At 64.2% G+C, this 19,438-nt stretch carries 15 protein-coding genes and 1 tRNA gene; 8 read left to right on the top strand and 8 right to left on the bottom strand.

The genetic code is table 11. The annotated features are described in order from the left end of the window. Window position 1: 1 nt before the first annotated feature. From F3J43_RS20015 to F3J43_RS20045, 7 genes are all read right to left on the bottom strand, one after another. Window positions 2–439, bottom strand: a complete 438-nt coding sequence (locus F3J43_RS20015) for a CBS domain-containing protein (RefSeq protein WP_166890842.1) — start codon at window positions 437–439, stop codon at window positions 2–4. A 168-nt stretch (window positions 440–607) separates the two neighbouring features. Beyond that, the gene (locus tag F3J43_RS20020; protein WP_353618266.1) at window positions 608–946 is read right to left on the bottom strand and encodes a DUF805 domain-containing protein; all 339 of its coding nucleotides are present in this window, start codon (window positions 944–946) and stop codon (window positions 608–610) included. A 138-nt stretch (window positions 947–1,084) separates the two neighbouring features. Further along, the gene (locus F3J43_RS23865) at window positions 1,085–1,312 is read right to left on the bottom strand and encodes a hypothetical protein (protein ID WP_205297990.1); all 228 of its coding nucleotides are present in this window, start codon (window positions 1,310–1,312) and stop codon (window positions 1,085–1,087) included. A gap of 314 nt (window positions 1,313–1,626) precedes the next feature. Next, window positions 1,627–3,357 (bottom strand): dipeptidase, encoded by a 1,731-nt coding sequence (locus tag F3J43_RS20030; RefSeq protein ID WP_166890851.1) that lies wholly within the window; start codon window positions 3,355–3,357, stop codon window positions 1,627–1,629. A gap of 284 nt (window positions 3,358–3,641) precedes the next feature. Then, window positions 3,642–3,718: transfer RNA gene (locus tag F3J43_RS20035), tRNA-Arg, on the bottom strand. Between the two features lie 183 nt (window positions 3,719–3,901). Continuing rightward, window positions 3,902–4,762, bottom strand: coding sequence for an ABC transporter ATP-binding protein (locus F3J43_RS20040; RefSeq protein WP_166890854.1), 861 nt, complete (start codon window positions 4,760–4,762; stop codon window positions 3,902–3,904). Next, window positions 4,759–6,345: an ABC transporter permease gene (locus F3J43_RS20045; RefSeq protein ID WP_205297991.1), complete on the bottom strand. Its 1,587-nt coding sequence runs from the start codon at window positions 6,343–6,345 to the stop codon at window positions 4,759–4,761. Before F3J43_RS20045 ends, F3J43_RS20040 begins: the two co-directional genes overlap by 4 nt. Before the next feature lie 299 nt (window positions 6,346–6,644). Between F3J43_RS20045 and F3J43_RS20050 the strand changes: the two genes are divergently transcribed. Together F3J43_RS20050 and F3J43_RS20055 are read left to right on the top strand one after the other, a co-directional pair. Next, window positions 6,645–7,685 (top strand): ABC transporter substrate-binding protein, encoded by a 1,041-nt coding sequence (locus F3J43_RS20050; protein WP_166890860.1) that lies wholly within the window; start codon window positions 6,645–6,647, stop codon window positions 7,683–7,685. A gap of 28 nt (window positions 7,686–7,713) precedes the next feature. Next, window positions 7,714–8,619, top strand: a complete 906-nt coding sequence (locus F3J43_RS20055) for a TauD/TfdA dioxygenase family protein (RefSeq protein ID WP_166890864.1) — start codon at window positions 7,714–7,716, stop codon at window positions 8,617–8,619. 63 nt (window positions 8,620–8,682) lie between these two features. Here the strand turns inward: F3J43_RS20055 and F3J43_RS20060 are convergent, their stop codons facing one another. Further along, window positions 8,683–9,597, bottom strand: a complete 915-nt coding sequence (locus F3J43_RS20060) for a LysR family transcriptional regulator (RefSeq protein WP_166890867.1) — start codon at window positions 9,595–9,597, stop codon at window positions 8,683–8,685. Between the two features lie 192 nt (window positions 9,598–9,789). On the opposite strand from F3J43_RS20060, the gene F3J43_RS20065 reads away from it, so the two are divergent. The 6 genes from F3J43_RS20065 (at window position 9,790) to F3J43_RS20090 (ending at window position 19,407) form a co-directional block, all read left to right on the top strand. Continuing rightward, a complete protein-coding gene (locus tag F3J43_RS20065) occupies window positions 9,790–12,126 on the top strand; it encodes a TonB-dependent receptor (RefSeq protein ID WP_166890872.1) in 2,337 nt (778 codons plus the stop codon). 17 nt (window positions 12,127–12,143) lie between these two features. Beyond that, window positions 12,144–13,817 (top strand): aryl-sulfate sulfotransferase, encoded by a 1,674-nt coding sequence (locus tag F3J43_RS20070; RefSeq protein WP_166890875.1) that lies wholly within the window; start codon window positions 12,144–12,146, stop codon window positions 13,815–13,817. A 303-nt stretch (window positions 13,818–14,120) separates the two neighbouring features. Further along, window positions 14,121–15,563, top strand: a complete 1,443-nt coding sequence (gene gabD / locus F3J43_RS20075) for an NADP-dependent succinate-semialdehyde dehydrogenase (protein WP_046853707.1) — start codon at window positions 14,121–14,123, stop codon at window positions 15,561–15,563. Window positions 15,564–15,745: 182 nt separating this feature from the next. Continuing rightward, on the top strand, window positions 15,746–17,023 hold the full coding sequence (gene gabT, locus F3J43_RS20080; RefSeq protein WP_166890878.1) for a 4-aminobutyrate--2-oxoglutarate transaminase: 1,278 nt from the start codon (window positions 15,746–15,748) through the stop codon (window positions 17,021–17,023). 130 nt (window positions 17,024–17,153) lie between these two features. Next, a complete protein-coding gene (locus F3J43_RS20085; protein WP_166890881.1) occupies window positions 17,154–18,491 on the top strand; it encodes a response regulator in 1,338 nt (445 codons plus the stop codon). Between the two features lie 139 nt (window positions 18,492–18,630). Then, entirely contained in the window at window positions 18,631–19,407 is a 777-nt protein-coding gene (locus F3J43_RS20090) for a hypothetical protein (protein WP_205297992.1), read from the top strand. Window positions 19,408–19,438 lie beyond the last annotated feature (31 nt).

Below are 19,438 nucleotides of genomic sequence, written 5' to 3' on the forward strand. Positions count from 1 at the left end.
CTCATTCGCCGCGGATGTATTGCTCCAACTGCAGGATCAGGCTGGCCTGTTCGGCGATGGTTTCCTTGACCAGGTCGCCGATCGACAGCAGCCCCAGCAGTTCGCCGTTGTCCACCACTGGCAAGTGGCGCAGGTGACGGTTGGTCATCAGGTTCATGCAGTATTCGAGATTCTGCTTGGGCTCCACGGTGACCACCGGTGAACTCATGATCTCGCGCACGGGCGTCGCCGCCGAGGAGCGGCCCTTGAGCACCAGCTTGCGGGCGTAGTCACGCTCGCTGACGATCCCCACTACCTGGTCGTTCTCCACCACCGGCAATGCACCGACGTTCTTCTCTGCCAGCAGCTTCAAGGCCTCCAGCACCGAATCGTTGGGGCCGATGGTGTAGACGGTCTGATGCTGGGACTTGGCTTTGAGGATTTGTTCGACGTTCTTCATGCGGGCCTCGGTGGGTGCGATAGCGGTGTGTCGGAGTAAATAAAGCATCCGGCACGGCGCTCTGCACGACAATGCAGGAAACGGCATCGAGGCAATTGAAAAACGTCATGGCCTGGCACGAAAAAGGCGGCCCGAGGGCCGCCTTGGGTATCGCGACTTGAACCGCGCTTACACCAGGCCCTTGGGGCTCGGGCCGAAGCGGTTGTTGCCCGGGGTGCCGTCCTGGATCAGGAATACCAGGCCGACGATCGGCACCAGCAGCCACCAGCCGCGGTGGTTGTTGTCGTGCAGGCGGCGAACGGCGACGGCGATGGACGGCAGCAGGATGGCCAGGTTGTAGACCAGGCCCAGCAGCGGGGTGGTGCCGAGGATGTTGTCGATGTAGCCGATGGCGATAGTGATCAGCAGGTTGATCAGCACGAACATCCAGTATTCCTTGCGGCGCGCGCGGCCCTTGAATACGGCGTACTTCTTCAGGACTTCCAGGTAGGCATTGCCGCTGGTCACGGTGGCGACACCTGCCCCAGCGCCGGCGGTGGCCGATTGCACAGCGCCACAGCCCGGGCAGCTCAGCGCCGATTGATGGATCTGTTTGGCGCAGCCGCGGCAGAACACCATGCTCATGTTGTTTCCCCTCTCGTTTTTTTAGCTAGCAGATAGACCGGTAAGGCACAGCAGTGAAATGGCTGTCATGGCGACGCCAGCGATGGCCATGCCATTGCCAGGTTTCTTCTGGCAGATGCTGACGATGCCCAGGAGCATGCCCGTCATGGCGAACAAGCCGGTGCCGAGCAAGGCATCGGCGTCCCAGTCGGAGTCATCGAACAACGCCAGTACACAGAGAATGCCGAGAATCAGGGAGACGACAGCCATCCACGACGAATCGTCGCTGGCGGGCTTCGTGGGGGAGACTGCGTGCTGTGGAGCGCCGCATTGTGGGCAGGTGGGTGCCGTTTCATGCAGCTGCCTGGCGCAGCCGCGGCAATAGACCATTGCCATCGCAAGTCCTTTTGTGGCGTTCGACGAACGCTTCCCTGTTCGCATACCGAGGCACCCGTATGGGTGTCCGGCGTAGAGGTTACCAAACATTTCCAGGATGGCAAAATAATGGCGCCAAATAAATGAAATGACAGCGCGAAATGGCAGAAAGGCGCCCGCAGGCGCCTCTCTAGTCTCTTGGCGTTGGCTTACAGCTTCGGCATCTGACCGATGCGTGCCACCATCTCGCTGACGATTTGCAGGTCGAGCATGAACTGTTCGACAGTCTTGAACTCGTTGTCGTTATGCCCGGTGTACTTCACATCTGGCATGGCCAGGCCGAACTGCACGCCGTTGGGCAAGTCATGCACCGAGGTGGCGCCGGCGGAGCTGCCGAACTCATGCTTCATGCCCAGGTTCTCGCTGGCCACTGCCAACAGGGCCTTGACCCATTCACCCTCGGGGTTGCGATACATCGGCTCGTCCAAGGTGTAGTCGAAGGCCACCGAGGTGTGGCTGCCGCGCGCCCAGGTGCCGAGCTTGTCGGAAATCTCGGACTTGAGGGTGTCCAGCGACTTGCCCTTGGGAATACGCAGGTTCACCGCCAGTTTCAGGGCCTTGTCATCCATGCCGACGAAGGTCAGCGAAGTGGTCAGCGGACCCATGAACGTGTCGTTGAAGCCCACCCCGAGCTTCTTGCCCAGGTAATCCAGGCCCCAGTTGTCGCTGGCATAGCGCGCGGCATCGGTGATGTGGTTGTGCTTGAGCGGTACCTGCTTTTGTACGCCGTTGAGGAAATCGAGCATGCGAGCCACCGGGTTGACCCCGGACTCGGGCTCGGAGGAGTGTGCCGATACGCCGGTGACGGTCAGCAGGACCTGCTTGTCGTCGACCTTGGCGTCGATGCTGAAGTCGCCCCCGTGGCGCTTGACGTAGTCGGCACCGGCTTTTTCCAGGGCCTTGGCCAGTTCGGCCGGCTTGTCGCCGACCAGCGTTGCCACCGAGCTGCCGGGGATCTGGTTGGTGGCCAGGCCGCCGGTCAGGTTGATCACTTCGGCGCCTTTGCCGCTACCGGCCCGCTTGGCGAAGGTGGCCATGACCGTGCCATAGCCCTTCTCGGCGATCACCACCGGATAGCCGCCGTCCAGGGCCAGGTTGTAGTCCGGAGTGGCATTGCGGGCGAAGTAATAGGGGATCGCGTCGCCAGTGGTTTCCTCGGTGGTGTCCACCAGCAGCTTGAACTGGCGGGCCAGGGGCAGCTTCTCGTCCTTGGCGACTTTCAGCGCGTACAGCGCGACGACGATGCCGTTCTTGTCGTCCTCGGTGCCACGGCCATACATGCGGTCGCCAACCAGGGTGACCTTGAACGGATCCAGCTTGGTTCCGTCCTTGAGCTTCCAGTTGTCCGGATTCACCGGCACCACGTCGGCATGGGCGTGGATGCCGATGACTTCCTTGCCTTCGCCGAGAGTGATCTCGTAGACCCGGTTGTCGATGTTGCGAAACTGCAGGCCAAAGCCCTCGGCAAGGGCCTTGATCTTGTCGGCGATCTTGAGGAACTCGGGGTTTTCGTGCTGTGGCACGCCGTCCTTGCGCACGGTGGGGATCTCCACCAGCTCGCGCAGGGTCTCGGTGGCGGCCTTGCCGTACTTGATGCGGGTGTACAGGCCCAGCAGGCGGTTGATCTCGTCCTGCTGCTCGGCGTTGAGCGGCTTGCTGGCCAGGTACAGCTTGAGGGTTTCGTCGAGCTGGTCGACCTTGGCCAGTTCGCTGCCGGCCAGCTTGCCGAGGAACTGCTTGAAGTCGGCCGGATCAGTGCCGTCGTAGGCTTTGACGATGGCCGCGGACTGTTGCTGGGACAGGTTGGCCTGGGCCGGGAGGGAAGCCATGGTCACGCTGGCCAGCAGCAGGGACGCGGCGGAAAGCTTGAAAAATGACATGGACGTGCGCATTCCTTTGCAAGGGGGAGAGTGCCCGTTTACGCAAACGGGAAGATGCCCACGCTAACACCAATGACCACCTTCGCGGGAGAGGTGGCATTGTGCAGTCATGCACAATGCCAGCGACTCGGCTGCCCGGTCCTCTCGAGGAGTGGCAGCGGACCATGGCGATTTTTCGTTGGGACACCATGCGCCTGCCGGCATGCGTGGCAAGAACCAGGTATCGGGGAATTCGGGGAGAAAGGCTTGCGAAGCGCGACCCGCTTGGGAGCGGGCGAGGAAGATGGCGCACTCGGCGGGATTCGAACCCACGACCCCTGCCTTCGGAGGGCAGTACTCTATCCAGCTGAGCTACGAGTGCAACGGGGGGCATGATACCCATCTGTGTCGGTGGAGTCTATCGCCTTGATCCAAGGCTGTTTTTCCCTGGGGCCGGCAGGCTGTGGCGTCGGGAGCGCTGCTTGGCAAGGCCCATCCAACGCCCTTCCCTGGTGCGTCGGGCATCGGCATCGATCAACTGACGTGGGGCCGGGCCGGATACGACCTAGAGGGCGATGAGTTCTGGCCGCAGCCCCTCGATCCGGCGTGTCGTCGCTGGAAGGTGATCGGCGCCGGTGATCTGCCGCAGCACCTTTTCCCGCAGCCCATGCAGCGCCACCCCGGTGCGCAACCTTGGGTGCGGCAGGTCGACTTCGACCACCGCCTTGATCCGCCCTGGGCGCGGTGCCAGCACCACGACCCGGTCGGCCAGGTAGGTGGCTTCCTCGGCATCGTGGGTGACCAGCAGGATGGTGATGCCGGAGCGCTCGCGGATCGCCAGCAGCTCGTCCTGCAGCTGTTGGCGGGTCAGCGCGTCCAGCGCGCCGAAGGGCTCGTCCAGTAGCAGGATCCGTGGGCTGGCCACCAGTCCCCGGGCAATTGCCACGCGCTGGGCCATGCCACCGGACAGTTGGTGCGGATAGGCCGATTCGAAACCGGCCAGGCCCACCAGCTGCACGAACTCGTGTACGCGTCGGGCCCTCTCGCCCTGGGTCAGTTTCTCGTTGACCAGGCCCAGGGCAATGTTCTGCGTCACCGTCAGCCAAGGGAACAGCCGGTGTTCCTGGAACACGATGCCGCGCTCGCCGCCGATGCCGTGCAGCGGCTGCCCATCGACGCGGATGTGGCCGCGATAGTCGGTGTCCAGCCCCAGCAGCAGGCGCAGCAGGGTCGACTTGCCGCAGCCGGAGGCACCGACGATGGCGATGAACTCGCCTGGGTTGATCGACAGCTCGAAGTCGCGGATGGCCTCGAAGGGTTGGCCATCCACGGTGAAGGTCTTGCCGACCCGTTCGAAGCTGACCAGTGGCGGGGTGGCGTCGGCCTGGTTGGCCGCATCGACGGTCGGGGTGATGAAGGCGTTCATGCGGATCTCCAGCGCGTGGCGTGTGATTCGAGGCGTTGACCCAGGTGGCCGAGCAGAGCGCCGACCAGGCCGATCAGGAGCATGGCGGCCATCACCTGGTCCATGCGGAACAGTTGCTGGGCGCCGATCATCAGGCTGGCGATACCGCCGTCCGAGGGCATGAAGTACTCGGCGCCGATGGTGCCCAGCCAGGCGTAGATCAGTGACAGGCGCAGCCCGGCGAAGATCGCTGGGGCGGCGCCAGGCAGCACCAGCAAGCGCAGGCGATGGGGCAGGTCGAGCCGCAGTGCCTGCGCCGCCTCGCCCAACTGGGGCGACAGGCTGGCGACCCCTCTCTGGGTGGCGATCAACAGCGGGAAGAACGCTGCCAGCCCGACGAACACCAGCTTGGCGCCCTCGCCCAGGCCGAACCAGGCGGTGAGCAGCGGCACCCAGGCGAACAGCGCCACCTGGCGCAGCGCCGAGAGGCTTGGACCGAGCAGGCGTTCGGCTGTCACTGACAACCCCAGCAGCAGGCCCAGGCCGAACCCGGCAATCCCGCCCAGCAACAACCCGGCCAGGGTGCGTTGCAGGCTCAGGCGCAAGGCCTCGGGCAGCGAGCCATCCTGCAGGCCGGCGAACAGGCTGTGCAGTACCTCGAGCGGCGAGCTGAGAATGTTGGCATCCACCCAGCCGAGGCTGTTGGCAGCCTGCCACAGCGCCAACAGCGCCGTTGGCAGCAGCAGGCCCTGCCAGCCCCGTGACAGGCTGTTGCGGGGCTGTTCGCCGGTCGCGGGTTGCGGCCAGTACAGCAGGGTCCGCTCCAGCCGCGAGAAGCCACGGTCCATCAGGGCACCGACCAGGCCGATCACCAGGATGCAGAGCAGCACCAGGTCGAGCATGAACAGTTGGCGACCCCAGACCATCAGGTAGCCGATGCCTTCGCTGGAGGCCAGCAGCTCCACGGCCAGCAACGAAGTCCAGCCGGTGGCCAGGGCCAGGCGCACGCCGGCCAGGAAAGCGGGCAGGGCGGCTGGCAACAGCAGGCGCTGGAACAGCAGGTGGCGAGGCAGGCGCAGGGCGGCGGCGGCCTCGCGCAGCTTGGGCTGGGCATCGCGTACACCGACCAGGGTATGCAGGGTCACCGGCACCACCACGGCCTTGATCAGCACCACCAGCTTGAGCAATTCGCCGATGCCGAAGAACAGCATGAACAGCGGAATCCAGGCCAATGTCGGAATCTGCGCCAGGGCCACGAACGTCGGCAGGACCAGGCCCTGAGCCCGCTGCGAAGCACCCAGCCAGGTGCCCAGCAGCAGGCCGCTGGAGATCCCCGCCAACAGGCCCCAGAGCAGGCGCTGAAGACTTATCCACAGGTGGCCCCAGAGTTCGTCGGCACCGAACTCCAGAGCGCTCTGCCAAACCTGTGAGGGAGCCGGCAGGATCTGCTCGCTCATCCAGTGTTCGTGGCTGGCGACGACCCAGAGCGTCGCGATGGCCAGCGGCACAATCCACGGCACAACCGCGTTGCCCAGGCGGCCGAGGGAACGGTCTGGCAGCAGCGCCCAGGGGCGTCGTCCACTTCCGCTCAGTAGTTCGCTCATTCGGCTCATCTCCCAAACCGATCTTTATTTATTCACATATGGAATTAAAAAATCACATAAGCGATACAAAAGAGATAAGAGCATGTGTCCTGCACCTGCGAAAGCCCAGTTCCGTTGCGTTTTCCTCATATTTTCCATGCGTTTTGCGCAAGCCTCCGGCAGACCCGCACGGCGTCTCGTTTATGTCATCTGGTTACTAAAAAATGAAATTTTGATCTTTGTAGGTTCTAACCAGACCTGCCTAGCTTCTGGCCAAAGCGCCGGCCATCGCCGGTGGCAGCCTGCCAAGGAGCCTTGCCATGAAAACCCCCTTGCGTCATTTGCTTACCCCGTTGCTCGCCGGTCTGCTGAGTGCCTTGCCTGCAGTCGCCCATGCGGCTCAACCCGATGTGATCCGCATTGCCGTGCCGGATCTCAGCGCGGGCAGCAAGCCTGCCGCGGGCGGCGTGGTGGATGTGCTGCGCGACCAGCAGTTGCTGGAAAAGGAATTCGCCAGGGACGGCATCCGCATCGACTGGCGTTTCTTCAAGGGCGCAGGCCCGGTGGTCAACGAGGCCCTGGCCAACGGCCAGGCGGACTTCGCCTACCTGGGTGACCTGGCGGCCATCATCGGCAAGGCCAATGGCCTCGATACCCGGGTGCTGTCGGCCGGGGTGCGTGGGGTGAAGAGTTACCTGGGCGTGGTCCCGGGCTCGGGCATCCACAGCCTGCAGGATCTCAAGGGCAAGCGCGTCGCGGTGTTCCGCGGCACCGCCAACCAGCTGTCGTTCGCCAGTGCCTTGGCCAGCCAGGGACTGTCCGAACGTGAGCTGAAAGTCATCAACCTCGACTTCAATGCGGCCAACGCTGCCCTGGCGGCGAAGCAGATCGATGCCACCTGGGGGCTGTCGAACCTGTTGTCGCTACGCGAACGCGGCCTGGTCGAGCTGCCGGTCAACTCCCGCGACCTCAAGGGCGCAGGCAGTACCCAGGCGGTGCTGCTCGGCACGGGTGCCTTCATCCGTGAGCATCCCGACCTCACCCAGCGCCTGGTCAATGCCCAGCAGCAGGCGGTGAAGTGGCTGCGCGACGAGCACAACCGTGACGCCTATGTCGAGCTGGTAGCCAACAGCGCCAGTTGGCCGAAGAGCATCCTGCGCGACGACCTGGCCGAGGAAAACCTCGCCGACTATTTCGACCCACGCCTGGATGCCGGCTTCGTCGGCCTGCTGCAACAAGGCGTGGACCTGGCGGCCAGGGAGCGCTTGATCCGCCACGGTTTCCAGGTGGCCGACTGGATCGAGCCGCGCTTTCTCGATGCTGCCCTGCAACACGACCAGGCCATCCAGGCCGCCCGCTGACTCGCCAACAACCCTGAGGAGCACGACCATGAGCAACGCCGCACTGGCCACCGCGCCGCAAACCCTCGAACTCGACATCCACCCCGTCGCCGGTCGCATCGGCGCCGAAATCCGTGGCATCAGGCTGTCGGCCGACCTCGACCCCGACACGATCGATGCCATCCAGGCCGCCCTGGTGCAGTACAAGGTGATCTTCTTCCGTGGCCAGGACCATCTTGACGATGTGGGCCAGGAGGCCTTCGCCCAGTTGCTCGGCGAGCCCATCGCCCACCCCACCGTGCCGGTGGTCGATGGCACTCGCTACCTGCTCCAGCTCGACGGCGCCGAGGGCCAGCGGGCCAACTCGTGGCACACCGATGTGACCTTCGTCGACGCCTATCCCAAGGCATCGATCCTGCGCAGCGTGGTGGCGCCGGCTTCGGGGGGCGACACGGTGTGGGCCAACACCGCGGCGGCCTACCAGGAACTGCCTGAGCCCCTGCGCGCCCTGGCCGACCAGTTGTGGGCGGTGCACAGCAACGAATACGACTATGCCAGCGTCAAGCCCGATGTCGATCCGGCCAAGCTGGAGCGCTACCGCAAGGTGTTCACCTCGACCGTGTACGAGACCGAGCACCCGGTGGTACGGGTGCACCCGATCAGTGGCGAGCGAGTGTTGCAACTGGGGCACTTCGTGAAGCGCATCAAGGGCTACTCGCTGGCCGACTCGCAACATGTGTTCGCGCTGCTGCAGGGCCACGTGACGCGGCTGGAGAACACCGTGCGCTGGCGTTGGCAGGCGGGGGACGTGGCGATCTGGGACAACCGCGCGACCCAGCACTACGCTGTGGACGACTACGGCACCCAGCCGCGCATCGTGCGGCGGGTGACCCTGGCCGGTGAGGTGCCGGTGGGGGTGGATGGGCAGTCGAGCCGGACCACGCGCCAGGGCTGAACCTTCGCGGGTTCGGGCTTGCCCCGCGATGACTGCGCGCATCGCGGGACAAGCGTTGGTCCTTCAACCCTCGGCGTCACAGGCAACCAGTTGCCTGACCAGCCCCTGCGCCAATGGCGACAAGCCATGGCCGACCCGGCTCACCACCCCGTAGCGGGTGTAGAACGCCTCCTCCTGTTCCGGCGCCAGGTCCGCCAGCTGCAGTGCCACCAAGCCCCGCTCTCCTTCGTACGCCCGCAGGTTCGCGCTGCAGGCGATGCCGAGGGTGTCCGACTGCAGCACCACGTTGAGCAGCGCATAGCCATGTTCGCATTCCACGCTGGGCAGGAAGTCCTGGCGCCCGCTGAGGTCGCTGAGGATCTTGCGGATGTTCGGTGGCCGGAAGGTGGTAGCCAGTGGGTAGTCGAACAGGTCTCGCGCCTTGACCTCGGCCAGCCGGGTCAGCGGATGCCCGACCCGGCAGCAGAAATGCCAGCGCTGCGGCGTCAGCTTGTGTACCTGGTAATCCGGGTCGGCTTCGAACTGGCGGGTGTCGGCGACGAAGAACTCGATCTCCTCGGCGACCAGCCGACGGTTCAATGCCTGCCAGTTATCCACCTGGAAGCACGTGCGTGCCGCCGGGTATTCGCCGACGAAGCGCGCCACGGCCCGGGGTACCAGGCCCCCGGCGGGTGCCGGTCCCGAGCCGAAGCGCACCACGCCGGTAGTGGCGCCGTTGAACTGGTGGATCTCGTTGACCAGGTTGTGCGCCCCATGCACCAGCCGCCGCGAATGCTCCAGCACCAGCAGGCCCTGGCGGGTCGGCGCCAGCTCTTTGCTGGCGCGGTCCACCAGCCGGCAGCCGACGTTGTGTTCCAACGTCTGGATGCTGCGGCTGAAGGCCGACTGCGAAAGGTTCACCGCGGCCGCCGCAGCGACAAAACTGCGGTGCTCGACGAGGGCGATGAAATGGCGAAGCTGGCGGAGGTCGATATGCATTTTCTACATGGAAACTTTCGGTGCAATGCAATTGCTGGGAAGGGTTGGGAACCTTATAAAGGGAGTCACTTATTCCACAAAATATGAATTACAAATATTTATATTTCTTAAAAGAATATAAGCCTGCCTGACCGCGATTCGGTTCCGCCAACGGAAATGCTCGCCTGGGCCCATGCCTCAAGGAGTATTTGCATGTCCCGACCTTCCCGTTGGCCGACGCGCACGTCGTTGTTCACCCTGCAACCCTTGGCGGCCGGGGTGTTGCTGGCCGCCGCCGGCGGCAGCTTCGCCGATGAGCCGGTACCCTCCGCGCCTGTCGTAGCACAGGACGCCAGGCTCGATACCGTCACCGTCAATGCCCGGCGCCGCGAGGAAAGCGCGCAGAGCGTGCCCACGCCCATCAGCGTGCTGAACAGCGAAACCCTGGAAACCCAGCGCATCTACCGGGTACAGGACCTGCAACAGCTGGTGCCGAGCACCAACGTGTCCTACGTGCACGCCCGCCAGTCGAGCATCTCGATTCGCGGCCTGGGCAACAACCCGGCCAGCGATGGTCTGGAAGGCAGCGTCGGCGTGTACCTGGACAACGTCTACCTCGGGCGCCCGGGCATGGCCGTGTTCGACCTGCTCGACGTCGAGCAACTGGAGGTGCTGCGCGGCCCTCAGGGCACGCTGTTTGGCAAGAACACCACTGCCGGGGTGATCAACATCACCAGCCGCAAGCCGACTTTCCACCAGGAGGGCAGTGTGCAGTCGTCGCTTGGCGAGGATGGCTACTGGCAGACCCAGGGCAGTTTCTCCGGGCCGCTGACCGACACCCTCGCCGGGCGCATCAGCGCGTATCACACCGAGGACGACGGCTATGTGAAGAACGTCTACAACGGCCATGACCTCAATGGTGGCAAGCGTCAGGGGTTCCGCACGCAGTTGCTGTTCAAGCCCAGCGAAACCTTCAACCTGCGCTGGATCGGCGAGTACAACGAAGAGCATTCCGACAACGGCATCCTCAGCCTGTACAGCACCGGGCCGACCTTCAACGGGGTCAACCGCTACGAGAGCCTGGCCCGTCAGGCGGGGGCCACGCTGGTGTCGGGCAAGGATCGCAAGGTCAACTTCGACGCCGACCAGATGGTCAAGGTGTTCCAGGGCGGCACCTCGGTGGAGGCCAACTGGACCCTGCCCAACGACTTCACCCTGACCTCGATCAGCGCCTATCGCTGGTGGGACTTCACCCCGCGCAACGATGACGGCCTGAACGTGCCGGTGTTCCACAACGCCGGCGTGTCGGTGCGCGACAAGCAGTACTCCCAGGAGATCCGCCTGGCTTCGCCCACCGGCGGGTTCTTCGACTATGTACTCGGCGCGTACTACTTCAAGCAGGACCTGGACAACAAGTCGTTCACCTACAACGGTCCGCAGGCGGATATCTGGAACCTGACGCCGGCCGGCGCCCTGGCCAACGTCACCACGATCGGCAATGGCCATATCGATACCGACAGCTACGCGCTGTTTGCCCAGGGTACCTGGCACTTGACCGAGCGACTGGACTTCACCGCCGGCGTGCGTGGCACCTATGAGGAGAAAAGCGCCTGGGTGACCCGCGATGCGCCGGTCGGCGGAACCACTGTCACGGGGGCTGCGGCCGCGGCTCGCCAGGGGCGGGTGGGGGCCTACGACTCGGGCGACCTCAACCAGTACAGCTTCGCGCCATCCGGCCTGCTCAGCCTGAGCTACCGCTTCAGCGATGACGTGCTGGGCTATGCCAGCCTGTCCCACGGCGAAAAGTCCGGGGGCGTCAACCTGACGGTCGGCGCGGCGCCGCGACTGGGTACCGATTCGCTGCTGGTCGGCACCGAGCGCGCCAACAACGCCGAGCTCGGGGTCAAGAGCACCTTGCTCGACAACCGCCTGCAGCTCAACGCCAACCTGTTCTGGACCCAGGTCAACGGCTACCAGGCCAATGTCTACGACCAGGTCAACCGCGTGCAGTACCTGGCCAACGCCGGCAGCGTGCGCTCCCGAGGCCTGGAGTTCGAGGCCACGGCGGCACCGCTGCGCGGGTTGACGCTGAACTTCAACGGTTCGTGGAACGACGTGCGCTACACCGAGTACGACGATGCGCCCTGCCCTCCGGAAGTGAGCCTGGCCAACGCCGCCGCCACCTGCGACCTGTCCGGGCACCAGGTGGTGGGCGCCTCCAAGTACATCGCCAACCTCAACGGCCAGTACAAGTGGCAACTGGCCGAACGTATCGAGCCCTACGTCACCGCCAGCTATGCCTTCCGTTCGAGGGCGGTGGGCACCATCGATGATTCCGACTACGGCCAGATCCCCAGCTACGCCATCGTCAACCTGTCCACCGGCGTACGCCTGGACCAGGGCGATGGCGTGCTCGACCTGTCGCTGTGGGTGAAGAACGCCGGCGACAAGACCTACTTCACCAGCCTGTGGAATTCCGCCAACGGCGGTTACGCCGGGGTGCTCGGCACTCCGCGCACCGTCGGTGCCACCGCCCGTTACGACTTCTGAGCACAAGGAGCTTTGCCATGAACGCCAAGACCCAACCCCACGACCTGCCCGAAGGCGCCTGCCTCACTGCCAAGGTGCCTGAACGTAACGAAGCGCTGCTCGGCGATGTGGTGGTCAACCCGTACCGCCTGGCGCCGCTGACCGCGATCATCCGCGACGGTGGCCGCCGCCTTGGCGCCGTGCATGTCCGTGTACTGGCGCGCGGCGAACGCGGCGTGGATATCGCCTACGAGGTGTCCGACCGCTCGCTGTGGACCTACGGCGGCATCCCGGTGTTCGGCCTTTACCCGGACCACGTCAACCAGGTCGAGGTGAGCTACAAGCTCGATGGCGAGCGCGTCCGCGAACGGTATGAGATCTATGCCCCGGCAGTGCGCCTGCCGGTGGTGGCCAAACAGACCGCGGCGCTGCCCGAGGTGGAGCCGATCAAGGTCGCGCCGGGTTTTGAGCAGCGACTGTATCTGTTCAACCACCTGCTGGCCGATATTCCAGGTGGTCGCGCCTTCAAGTGGAACGGCCTGGGCGGCGCCGCCGAGTGGGACTCGGTGGGGAACAACTGGATTGCTGACAGCAATGGTGACGTGCGTTGGTACCTGGACATCGAGCAGATCCACGACTCCAACCGTCGCGACGGTCTGGGCGGCACCATGGGTTTCCACCAGACGCGCGACGGCAAGCTGATCTGGGGCCAGGGCCAGACCTACTCCAAGTACGATCTGCTCGGTCGGCGCATCTGGCAGCGCAACCTGCCGGACAAGTTCGCCGATTTTTCCCACGAGATCCGCGAGACGCCCAGTGGCAGCTACCTGCTGCGGGTGGGCACCAGCGACTACCGCCGTCCCGACGGCAAGCGCGTGCGTTCGATTCGCGACCACATCATCGAGGTCAGCGAGGCCGGTGACGTGCTCGACTTCTGGGACCTCAACCAGATCCTCGATCCGTATCGCGGCGACCTGCTGGAGACCCTGGGCAAGGCTGCGATTCAACTGCCCGATGGCGTGCAGAAACAGGACGACCGCCTGGCCAACGAGCTGGCCGAGGGCGACCTGCCGTTCGGTGATACCCCGGGGGTGGGCACCGGACGCAACTGGGCCCATGTCAACGCCATCGACTACGACGCCGATGACGACAGCATCATCGTTTCAGCACGCCATCAGGGGGTCGTGAAGATCGGCCGCGACAAGCAGGTGAAGTGGATCCTGGCCGCGCCGCAAGGCTGGCCGGCGCGCCTGCAGGACAAGGTGCTCAAGCCTGTTGGCGAGGGCTTCGAATGGTCCTGGACCCAGCACACCGCCTGGCTGACCGGACGTGGCACGCTCACGGTGTTCGACAACGGCTGGGGCCGGGACTTCGCGCCGACGAAACTGTCCGGCAACTACAGCCGTGCGGTGGAGTACAGGATCGACGCAGCCAAGGGCACGGTCGAGCAGCTCTGGCAGTATGGCAAGGAGCGCGGTGACGAATGGTACAGCCCGATCACCTCGGTGGTGGCGTACCGGGCGGATACCGATACCCAGTTCATCTACTCGGCATCGGTGAACTTCCTCACCCCTGAGAAACTGACCACCACGGTGCTCAACGAAGTGCGCCGCGGGACCCAGGAGGTGGCGGTGGAACTGAAAGTGCACAGCCGTCAGCCGGGCAGCGTGGGTTACCGGGCACTGGTGATCGACCTCGCCAAGGTGTTCTGACGTTCGTTGGCCTGGACTGCCAGGACCCAATCGCGGGGCAAGCCCGCTCCCACAGGTTGCGCAAGGACCTGTGGGAGCGGGCTTGCCCCGCGATGTTTTTGCCACTGATCTGAATCTCGACCACTCGTTCTTTTTTTTGAACAGCCTATTGTCCAACACCCTGGCGCCCGCTTAGCATTCCGTTTGAGATTTCAAACGCTCGGCACCCAGGCGTCGAACACCCTGGTGCACGAATTCCTGACGGCCGCCCCCTCATGGGGGCGCCTTTTCAACAATCAAAATTCGCAGTTAAGGGAAGCCGACATGCAGCTCAAAGACGCTCAGTTGTTCCGCCAGCAAGCCTTCATCAATGGTGAGTGGCTGGATGCGGACAGCGGCCAGACCATCAAGGTGACCAACCCGGCCACCGGCGAAGTGATCGGCAGTGTGCCGAAGATGGGCGCCGCCGAAACCCGCCGCGCCATCGAAGCCGCCGACAAGGCCCTGCCGGCCTGGCGTGCGCTGACCGCCAAGGAGCGTGCTGGCAAGCTGCGCCGCTGGTTCGAGCTGATGATCGAGCACCAGGACGACCTGGCGCGCCTGATGACCACCGAGCAAGGCAAGCCGCTGGCCGAAGCCAAGGGCGAGATCGCCTACGCCGCTTCGTTCATCGAGTGGTTCGCCGAAGAAGCCAAGCGTGTCTATGGCGATGTCATCCCGGGCCACCAGCCAGACAAGCGCCTGATCGTCATCAAGCAGCCGATCGGTGTCACCGCTGCCATCACCCCGTGGAACTTCCCGGCCGCGATGATCACCCGTAAAGCCGGCCCGGCCCTGGCCGCCGGTTGCACCATGGTGCTCAAGCCTGCTTCGCAGACCCCATATTCCGCCCTGGCCCTGGTCGAGCTGGCTACCCGCGCCGGCATCCCGGCTGGCGTGCTGAGCGTGATCACCGGCAGCGCTGGCGAAGTCGGCAGCGAACTGACCGGCAACTCCCTGGTACGCAAGCTGTCCTTCACCGGCTCGACCGAGATCGGTCGCCAGCTGATGGAAGAATGCGCCAAGGACATCAAGAAAGTGTCCCTGGAACTGGGCGGCAACGCGCCGTTCATCGTGTTCGACGACGCCGACCTGGACAAGGCGGTCGAGGGCGCGATCATTTCCAAGTACCGCAACAACGGCCAGACCTGCGTGTGCGCCAACCGTATCTACGTGCAGGACGGCGTGTACGACGCGTTCGCCGAGAAACTGAAAGCTGCCGTGGCCAAGCTGAAGATCGGCAATGGCCTGGAAGAAGGCACCACCACTGGTCCGCTGATCGACGGCAAGGCTGTCGCCAAGGTCCAGGAGCACATCGAGGACGCCGTCGCCAAGGGCGCCAAGGTGCTGTCCGGCGGCAAGCTGATCGAGGGCAACTTCTTCGAGCCGACCATCCTGGTCGATGTACCGAAGACTGCTGCCGTCGCCAAGGAAGAGACCTTCGGCCCGCTGGCCCCGCTGTTCCGCTTCAAGGACGAGGCTGAGGTCATCGCCATGTCCAACGACACCGAATTCGGTCTGGCCTCGTACTTCTATGCCCGTGACATGAGCCGTGTGTTCCGTGTCGCCGAGGCTCTGGAATACGGCATGGTCGGCATCAACACCGGCCTGATCTCCAACGAAGTCGCGCCGTTCGGTGGCATCAAGGCTTCGGGCCTGGGTCGCGAAGGTTCCAAGTACGGTATCGAGGACTACCTCGAGATCAAATACCTGTGCATCAGCGTCTGATCGCCAGGTAAACGGTTTTACCTCTGCCAGCGGGGCGCGAGAGCGACGCCTCGCTGGCCTTTTTGACATAGCGGTACCCGGTGGCCAGGGCATTCGTGGCAGTCGATCAACGAATACTGTGCGCGCATGCGTCCAGCCACCCCCGAATAAAAGCGCCTGGAATGGGCGCAATTGAGGGCACTATGAGCAAGACCAACGAATCCTTGATGCAACGTCGTGTCGCCGCCGTCCCACGTGGCGTTGGCCAGATTCACCCGATCTTCGTCGATACCGCGAAGAACTCGACGGTGATCGATGTTGAAGGCCGCGAACTGATCGACTTCGCCGGTGGCATCGCCGTACTGAACACCGGCCACCTGCACCCGAAAGTGGTCGCCGCCGTGCAAGAGCAACTGACCAAGGTCAGCCACACCTGCTTCCAGGTGCTGGCCTACGAGCCCTACGTCGAGCTGTGCGAGAAGATCAACAAGCTGGTCCCAGGCAACTTCGACAAGAAGACCCTGCTGGTGACCACCGGCTCCGAAGCCGTTGAGAACGCCGTGAAGATCGCCCGTGCCGCCACTGGCCGCGCCGGCGTGATCGCCTTCACCGGCGGCTACCACGGCCGCACCATGATGACCCTGGGCCTGACCGGCAAGGTCGTGCCGTACTCCGCTGGCATGGGCCTGATGCCAGGTGGCATCTTCCGCGCCCTGTTCCCGAGCGAGCTGCACGGTATCAGCGTCGACGACGCCATTGCCTCGGTCGAGCGCATCTTCAAGAACGATGCCGAGCCGAGCGACATCGCCGCGATCATCCTCGAGCCAGTACAAGGCGAAGGCGGTTTCCTGCCAGCGCCGAAAGAGCTGATGAAGCGTCTGCGCGAACTGTGCGACAAGCACGGTATCCTGCTGATTGCCGACGAAGTGCAGACTGGCGCTGGCCGTACCGGCACCTTCTTCGCCATGGAACAGATGGGCGTCGCGCCTGACCTGACCACCTTCGCCAAGTCCATCGCCGGCGGCTTCCCGCTGGCCGGTGTGTGCGGCAAGGCCGAGTACATGGACGCCATTGCCCCGGGTGGCCTGGGCGGTACCTACGCCGGTTCGCCGATCGCTTGCGCCGCGGCCCTGGCCGTACTCGACGTGTTCGAGCAAGAGAAACTGCTGGATCGCAGCAAGGCCGTCGGTGAGCGTCTGACCACTGGCCTGCGTGAAATCCAGAAGAAGCACCCGATCATCGGCGACGTCCGTGGTCTGGGCTCGATGATCGCGGTGGAAGTGTTCGAGAAAGGCACCCACACCCCGAACGCCGCCGCCGTTGCCCAGGTCGTGGCCAAGGCCCGCGACAAGGGCCTGATCCTGCTGTCCTGCGGTACCTACGGCAACGTCCTGCGTATTCTGGTGCCGCTGACTGCGGAAGATGCGCTGCTGGACAAGGGCCTGGCGATCATCGAGGCGTGCTTCGCCGAACTCGCCTGAGTGTGACCCGCTGCAGAAAAACCCGCTTCGGCGGGTTTTTTTATGCCGTCAGTCGGCATCAGGCGCTAAGGTTGTAGGAGGATTCCTTGGAAGCTGCGATGGACCGCGCGTCATATCTGGAGACTTGCTCATGAGCGCCGCCGACCCCGTACCCCCTTGTGTCCTGATCGCCGAGGGCGATCCCTGGGTGCGCGACATGCTCCGCGAGATGCTGCTCAGCGTGCGTTGCGACGCCCGTCTGCAGGTCTGCGCCGACGGCTCCCAGGCGCTGAGCGCGTTGTCGGCCAAGCCCGACCTGATCATCGCTGCCCGCGAGCTGGCCGGGCTCGACGGCCTCGACCTGCTGCGCAAGGTGCGCGCCAAGGGCGACAAGCCCGGCCTGCCATTCATTCTCATGAGCGACCGCACCGACAGCGCCAGCGTACGCGAGGCGCTGCCGTTGCATCCCACTGCCTACCTGAGCAAGCCGCTCGACCTGGACAACCTGCGCAAGCGCCTGGAAAACCTGCTGCTGGAAGTCGGCGAGCAGATTGCCTGCCCGGTGCCGCCGCTGCAGCCTGGCGCGCAGTTGCCAGACTACCTCGAGCAGCGCCGTGCCACGGCCGACGGTGGCCCGTTGTTCGCGGACGTGCAGGTGGCGATCAAGCGGGCGCTCAACCCGCACGGCCTCAACCTCAAGGTGCTCGAGGAGGAGGTTCGCAGCGATCCGCAGATCACCGGTGTGCTGATCGCCGCGGCCAACAGTGCTGCCCTGCACCGCGAGGCTCCGGTGCAGACCTTGCTGCAGGCGCTGAACACGCTGGGCAGCACCCAGAGCATGAACCTCATCCTTGGCCTGACCCTCAAGCGCAGCGCCCGGTTGAGCGACCCGCTGCTGGCGCGACATGCCGCGCAATACTGGAACCTCTCGCTGCACACTGCCGAATACGCGCGCAGCTTGGCGCGCATGCTCGAGGTGGACGAGGGGCGTTGCTATTGTGCCGGCTTGCTGCACTGCCTGGGTGATCTGGCGGTGCTGCGTACCTTGCAGGAGTGGCGCCTGGCGGGAGGCGAACTGGACGAGGACCAGGTGCAGTTGTCGCTCAACGCGTTCGGCGCGCCGTTCGGCTCGGCACTGCGGACCCGCTGGCGCCTGCCGCTGGACCTGCGCGAGCTGATCGCGGCGGTGTACCAGCTTGGCGGTGGGGTGTACTCGCGGGAGATCCTGGCGATGAACCTGGCAGGCCAGCTGTCGCGGTTGAAACCGAGCGAGGGGCTGGAGAAGGTTGCCAGCAACAAGACTGCCCGATTGCTCAAGCTCGGACTCCCGGAACTGTCACGGTTGCGCAAGGTCGACCCACAGGCGCAGGCCCGGGAAGAGGCCGAGCGGCAGGCGGCACAGGCTGCCGAAAGCCAGCCGCAAGCCGCGATGAGCGAGCCTGCAACGGCAAGCGCCGAACCAGCAGGCGGCAAGGAACACCAGGCCTGATCGCAGCAGTGTAGGGTTTGTATCAGGCTTGGGATCGCTCCTACAGCTGTTGCGGATGGCTGTTCGTTTCCACAGACGCTCTCCAGGCGTAGCTTTCCTGTCACTCCACCACGCAATGGCAGAGAGGTTGCGGCTGAAGATGAGCACGTACAGATACCGCGGCCTGCGCTATCAGGTCTATCGATCCCAAGCGCGAAAGCTCGCCCATCAGGCGCTCTGCACAAGCCAGCTTGTCCCCAGGCCTGGGCTGGACATCGACAAGGTGTGTTTAGAGCCCATCTGCCACAAGACTATTGACGCACTTCAGCAGTGGGGCGAGCAGACGCACCATTTCCCCTGGGAAGAGGTGCCGCGATGGGTGGAGTGTGATCTCAAGGGTTTCGACCTGGCGTTGTGGTCTGCGCGAGCGCTCTGCGGCCTCTGCTATGCCAGTCCTCGGCAAAGCAGGCGTTGCATCAAGATCATCCTTTTCGAGGGCAGGCCAGGTCTGAACCCATTGAGAGGGCTGGTGGCGTCGCTGTCGCTGTTGGCGGTCGCCGAGTATGCAAGGATGCTCAAGTACTCGCGAATCGAGATTCAGCAACCCGATCCCGGTGCAGTACCCCTTTATCGGTCGCTTGGCTTCGCCCGGGATCCAGCGGGACACCTGGTGATACCCGTTGCGGCAATGAGCCGGCAAAGTACTCTCCACATCTCAGAGGTTCCCATGAGCTATTCGAAAGACTCCAGGAAAGCTGCATTGATCCAACGCTACACAGCCCAGGCTATCGCTCTGGCGGGGACGATCACCGATCAGCAACGACACTTTCTCGAAGTCGGTTTCAAGGACGGTCGGGAACAAGAGCCTGAGGGGATATTGGCCGGACCACGTAGTGGCCCAATCGATTACGAGTGGTGCGCAGTCGCTTCGAGGTGAACTTCGCCGTAGGCCGAGCAGCATGCCGCAT

It is taken from the genome of Pantoea sp. Cy-639, assembly GCF_011752525.1.
Classification (GTDB): Bacteria; Pseudomonadota; Gammaproteobacteria; order Pseudomonadales; family Pseudomonadaceae; genus Aquipseudomonas.

What these genes read in the sequence shown, in the direction of transcription:
- F3J43_RS20015 (WP_166890842.1), bottom strand. Translation starts at nt 439, where the DNA reads ATGAAGAACGTCGAACAAATCCTCAAAGCCAAGTCCCAGCATCAGACC.
- F3J43_RS23865 (WP_205297990.1), bottom strand. Translation starts at nt 1,312, where the DNA reads ATGGCTGTCGTCTCCCTGATTCTCGGCATTCTCTGTGTACTGGCGTTG.
- F3J43_RS20030 (WP_166890851.1), bottom strand. Translation starts at nt 3,357, where the DNA reads ATGTCATTTTTCAAGCTTTCCGCCGCGTCCCTGCTGCTGGCCAGCGTG.
- F3J43_RS20040 (WP_166890854.1), bottom strand. Translation starts at nt 4,762, where the DNA reads ATGAACGCCTTCATCACCCCGACCGTCGATGCGGCCAACCAGGCCGAC.
- F3J43_RS20045 (WP_205297991.1), bottom strand. Translation starts at nt 6,345, where the DNA reads ATGAGCGAACTACTGAGCGGAAGTGGACGACGCCCCTGGGCGCTGCTG.
- F3J43_RS20050 (WP_166890860.1), top strand. Translation starts at nt 6,645, where the DNA reads ATGAAAACCCCCTTGCGTCATTTGCTTACCCCGTTGCTCGCCGGTCTG.
- F3J43_RS20055 (WP_166890864.1), top strand. Translation starts at nt 7,714, where the DNA reads ATGAGCAACGCCGCACTGGCCACCGCGCCGCAAACCCTCGAACTCGAC.
- F3J43_RS20060 (WP_166890867.1), bottom strand. Translation starts at nt 9,597, where the DNA reads ATGCATATCGACCTCCGCCAGCTTCGCCATTTCATCGCCCTCGTCGAG.
- F3J43_RS20065 (WP_166890872.1), top strand. Translation starts at nt 9,790, where the DNA reads ATGTCCCGACCTTCCCGTTGGCCGACGCGCACGTCGTTGTTCACCCTG.
- F3J43_RS20070 (WP_166890875.1), top strand. Translation starts at nt 12,144, where the DNA reads ATGAACGCCAAGACCCAACCCCACGACCTGCCCGAAGGCGCCTGCCTC.
- gabD (WP_046853707.1), top strand. Translation starts at nt 14,121, where the DNA reads ATGCAGCTCAAAGACGCTCAGTTGTTCCGCCAGCAAGCCTTCATCAAT.
- gabT (WP_166890878.1), top strand. Translation starts at nt 15,746, where the DNA reads ATGAGCAAGACCAACGAATCCTTGATGCAACGTCGTGTCGCCGCCGTC.
- F3J43_RS20085 (WP_166890881.1), top strand. Translation starts at nt 17,154, where the DNA reads ATGAGCGCCGCCGACCCCGTACCCCCTTGTGTCCTGATCGCCGAGGGC.
- F3J43_RS20090 (WP_205297992.1), top strand. Translation starts at nt 18,631, where the DNA reads ATGAGCACGTACAGATACCGCGGCCTGCGCTATCAGGTCTATCGATCC.